This window comes from Frankia sp. AiPs1 (genome assembly GCF_023716945.1).
In the GTDB taxonomy this organism is placed as follows: Bacteria; Actinomycetota; Actinomycetes; order Frankiales; family Frankiaceae; genus Frankia.
Window position 1 is genome coordinate 1 of the sequence record NZ_JAMQQF010000538.1, and the last position, 4115, is coordinate 4115.

At 72.8% G+C, this 4115-nt stretch carries 3 protein-coding genes; 2 read left to right on the forward strand and 1 reads right to left on the reverse strand.

The genetic code is table 11. The features are described from left to right. The coding region (locus ND748_RS26895) for a hypothetical protein (protein WP_251749012.1) at positions 1 to 1351 on the reverse strand (1351 nt) is incomplete at its 3' end. Positions 1352 to 1502: 151 nt separating this feature from the next. Here ND748_RS26895 and ND748_RS26900 point away from each other — a divergent pair. Beyond that, complete coding sequence (locus ND748_RS26900) at positions 1503 to 2441, forward strand: NADP-dependent oxidoreductase (RefSeq protein ID WP_251749013.1); 939 nt, start codon at positions 1503 to 1505, stop codon at positions 2439 to 2441. A gap of 1061 nt (positions 2442 to 3502) precedes the next feature. Next, positions 3503 to 4057, forward strand: coding sequence for a hypothetical protein (locus ND748_RS26905; RefSeq protein WP_251749014.1), 555 nt, complete (start codon positions 3503 to 3505; stop codon positions 4055 to 4057). Positions 4058 to 4115 lie beyond the last annotated feature (58 nt).

Sequence of the window (4115 nt, forward strand, 5' to 3'; positions counted from 1 at the left end):
GGCGCGTGCGGCGAGCGTGCGGGCTGATCGGCACCGGGTCGCTGCGCAGGGCCTTCGTCCAGCTCGCGATCCGGCCGCCGGGGTCGAACCAGGCCGGGTCGACGCCTGCCGCGGCGAGCAGCGTGGTGGCGCCGATCGGCAGGGCGAGCAGGGCCTCGGCGACGGCGGGCACGACGGCCAGGTGGCGGCGCAGCTCGGCCGCGGCCGGTCCGGCGGCGTTCGTTCCCGCCAGCCACGCCTCGGCCGCCGCGACCGTCGTCAGCTCGCCCGCGGGACGGGTCACCGGCGGTACAGCGTCAGCCGGTGGGACAGCGACGGATGGGAATGAGCCGACCGCGGGGGCGGGCTGGTCCGCGGTCGGGTGCTCGCCGCGGACGCGGCAGACGAGTTCGCCGAGCAGCGCGCGGCGGATCAGCGGCGGCGGGTACGGGTGGCCGGGTGGGGACAGCCCGGCGAGGCGGGCGGGCGCGGCGTGTTCGAGTTCGTCGACGACCCAGGCCGCCGCGTCGGCGATCATGACGGCGGAGAAGGCGTCGGCGAAGACCTCCGCCTGCCAGCCCGACCACTGGGCGGCGAGCTGCGCGTCCCCGCCCGAGGCGGCGCGCACCGCCTGGTCCAGCGCGGCGCGGGTCCGGTCGGGCAGGCCCGCCACCAGGTCCCGCTGGACGTGGTGGCCGGTCTCGTGGGCCGCGGGGGCCAGCCACCATGCCTGCCGGGTGGACCATTCCGGCAGGGCGATCGCCGGGATCGGCAGCTCGTGCAGCAGGGCACGAGCGGCCTCGTCCACCGCGTCGGTGTGGGCCGGCGGCCGCAGTGGCACCGGCACGCTCGACCGGGTGACGGCGAAGGCGTTGAAACGGGGGTCGACGTAGGCGAGCGGACCGGTCGGCGCGGGCCGCCCCATTGCCGCGAACGGCTGCGACCAGCACGACCGGACGAGTTCGTCGGCGGCCAGCAGAATCGGGCCCAGTCGCTCGTCGAGCCGCTGGTCATACCGTTCGCGATACCAGTCGAACGTGCGCCGCACGACGGTCAGCATCGTTTCCACCGACCGGCATCCGTCGTAGCGCGCACCGCTGTCGCCCAGCTCTCGCAGGGAAGCGACTCGGCCGGCCAGGGCGGCGAGCATCCCGCCCAGCACCTCGTCGAGTATCCGAAAATGATTCCCAAAGCGGCGGAACCGGTCATCTCCGCGGCGGGCGTCCAGCCATCCGGAGATATCTCGCTGCGCCTGCAGCACCGCCTCCGCCGTCCGGTCGATCCGCCGCCGCGACCGATCGGAGCCGAGATCAACCCCCATGTCGGCAAGAGTACCGAGTCGACCACAATGCGTCTTGCCTGGGAGGTTCATCCGCCCCTTTCAGTGGCTTAACGCGCCGGCCCGGCTGCGCCACCGCAAACAGCTCGGCCGCGCGCATTCCCTGCGCGGCGCGAGACGGGCGGCGCAAGGTGGGCGACGCGAGACGGGCGGCGCAAGGTGGGCGGAGTTAGGGTCGTCTGTCATGAGAGCCGTGGGAGTGGTCGAGTTCGGCGGGCCGGAGGCCCTGCACATCGTGGACGTGCCCGAGCGGCATGCCGGTCCCGGCGAGGTCCGGATCCGGTCCGCCGCCGCCACCGTGAGTCCGACGGACACCTTCACGCGCAGCGGCGACCGGGCGAAATGGCTGTCGAAGTGGACGCCGCCCTACGTGCCGGGGATGGATGTCGCCGGCGTCCTCGACGAGATCGGCGAGGGGGTGTCGACGGATCTCGCGATCGGCGACCATGTGATGGCGATCGTCGTTCCCGCCGCGTCGAACGGCGGTTACGCCGAGCAGGTGGTGGTGCCGGCCGAGTCCGTCGCCCGAGTCCCCGCGGGCGTCGGCGACGTGGCCGCCTCGACGCTGCCGATGAACGGGCTCACCGCGCGGCTGGCGCTCGACCTGCTGGGCCTCACCCCCGGGCAGACGCTGGCGGTGACGGGGGCAGCCGGCTGCTTCGGTGGCTACACCGTCCAGCTCGCCAAGGCCGACGGGCTGCGGGTCGTCGCCGACGCCTCCGAGGCGGACACCGAGCTCGTTCGGGAGCTCGGCGCCGACATCGTGGTGCGCCGGGGCGACGACGTCGCGCAGCGGATCCGAGCGGCGGTGCCCGGCGGGGTGGACGGGCTGGCGGACGGTTCGATCCAGAACGACGCCCTGCTCAGCGCGATCCGCGACGGCGGCGGGTTCGCCGCCGTCCGTCCGTTCCAGGGCGAGACCAAGCGTGGCATCACGATCCACCAGGTATGGGTGCGTTCCTACGCACGCGAACAGGCCAAGCTCGACCGGCTGCGCCAACTCGTCGAGGAGGGTGCGCTCACCCTGCGGGTAGCGAAGACCATTCCGGCCGAGCAGGCCGCCGAGGCACACCACCTGCTGGAGAAGGGCGGCATCCGCGGCCGACTCGTGCTGACCTGGTAACTCGCGTTGACCTGCTAAATCGCGGATCCGAGCTGCGGTGACGGCGATGGGAACGCCCCGGAAGTGGCCGCCATTTTGAGGTAGGGTTTCGGCAAGCGGCGCCGCCGCGGTCGGGCGCCGCGGGTGCGGCGCCGGCGGTGGGCCGTCGAGGGCGGGCACGAGGGTCGGACTCGTTCCGGCGGATGCTGCCGGAACGAGTCCGAGAGCGGCTTAGCCGGTATCACACCGGGCGGACTACAGCCCAACCATCACCCACGCCCAGGTCTGCCGGCGGGCAAGTCGAATTGATATCCACTGCCCACGCGCAACGGCGGCGGCACTGGTAGCCAATTCTCACCCGACAACAAAACGGACCATCTTTGATCGATGCCAATTACGCGGAACTCTCGTACGCTGAATGCGCGCAGGCAGGCATCAACACTGCCACTGCAGGTAGGCGGAGCTGATCGGCGATCTCCTCCGCACGCGGCGGGAGAGCCCCGACGGCGGTCGGTCCGGCAACGACGGTGGGTAATCACCGGCCGGACACGGCGTTCCCGTCTCCGGCGAAGTCCGAAGCCGCCGATCAGGCGCAACGAATGTGCGCGCGGCCGCAACGGCTCGTTGCACTCTGTCCCAGATACGCCCAGCACGGTGTGATGTGTCCACCGGCGGACGCGCAGCCCGCTTCCCAGCTACCGAGGCGAGGAGGACACCTGATGATGTCGACGGGATCCTCCTCCTGGGATGTCGGATTCCGCCGAGGGTGGCTGCCCCGCCCGCACTCGATCACCCACTGCGATGGGCGGATCGCCGCGCGGGTCTTCATGGGCGGTGAGGCACACCGGGAGAGGACCGCGGGCACCGCACGCACCGGTCCTCTCCCGGACCCTGCCCGCAAGCCGGGCACCAGCACCGAGCGCACACACCGGGTCTGCGTACGCCGGTCCTCCACCGGCACGGGCCCGACCACCACATCTCCCACTCCCGCAGCGGGCTCCCGATGGGCCGTGTGCGGCCCCCGGTGGACCGTTGCCGCGGGCGGACTGGCCAGAACGGGAGACGAACCGATGGACGGTCGGGTGGGCCAGGGCGACTGTACGGGCAGAACAGCGGGGGAACCGCCGCTGCGTTGGCGGCGGCCGGCCTGCGCCCCCGGGCTGAAATTCGCCAGCCAGCACACCGACGTGGTCGTCCGGTACCGCTACGCCGGGCGGATCCGCGAGGTCCGGATGCCCGTCGCGCTGTGGGGTCCGTTCGTCCACGACGTCCGCACCGGCGTGTTCGACCGGTTGACCCCCCACGACGGACCCCTCGGCTGGACCTCCTGGGGGGCCGACTGCGGCCAGGTCGCCCGCGGCCTGCCCGACGAGGTGATCGTCCGCTTCCGTCACCTCGGGACCATGCGGGAGAACCGGCTACCGCAGACGATCTGGGACCAGATCCTGGTAGCCGTCCGCGCCCACGCCATCGATGACCTGGACGCCGGCGTGGACAACGCGACCACCGACCGGCGACCGACCGGCTTCCGCACGGTGCACGGCAGCGCCCTGCCGCTCATCCGCCAGCGCGAGGCCGGCTCCGACCGGTTCCACGGCACGCAACCGCGTCCCCACCACAGCCACCCCGCCCGATAGCCGGGCCCGGGGGGGGGGGGGGGGGGGGGGGGGGGGGCGGGGGGGGGGGGGGGGTTTT

Bases quoted from the DNA above. Each gene is read 5' to 3' on its own strand.
- ND748_RS26900 (WP_251749013.1), top strand. From the start codon at position 1,503: ATGAGAGCCGTGGGAGTGGTCGAGTTCGGCGGGCCGGAGGCCCTGCAC.